This window comes from Rhizobium sp. SVR5-9E (assembly GCF_056755095.1).
Genome location: NZ_JBNDHS010000454.1, coordinates 1 through 266, shown reverse-complemented (window position 1 = coordinate 266; position 266 = coordinate 1). Strand labels below are relative to the sequence as shown.

At 69.5% G+C, this 266-nt stretch carries 1 protein-coding gene; it reads left to right on the top strand.

Annotated features, from left to right (window positions below; genetic code table 11):
* Positions 1–50: 50 nt before the first annotated feature.
* On the top strand, positions 51–266 hold a 216-nt coding region (locus tag ACPYOJ_RS35595), incomplete at its 3' end, for a hypothetical protein (RefSeq protein ID WP_481420421.1).

The following is a 266-nucleotide window of genomic DNA, read 5'->3' as shown; positions in this document are numbered from 1 at the left end:
ACGCTGTCCTTCGCGGGCGTGCCGGGCACGCCCGCAGTCGAGAGGTACGAATGCCTTTGAGTTCCTTGCCCTGGCGGGTCAAGCGCCTGCGCTATCTGTCCGAGCGCGTCCTAGGCAGCATCGCCCAGCGTGGCTTGCGCGGAACGCTGTCGCGCATGATGCAGGAGTTCCGCCCGCTGCCGCCGGAAGACCTGGCGCTGGAACTGCTGCCGCTGGAGCAGCCGTTCGCGCCGTTCGAGGTGCCGCATTGCGACGCGCCGCGCGTC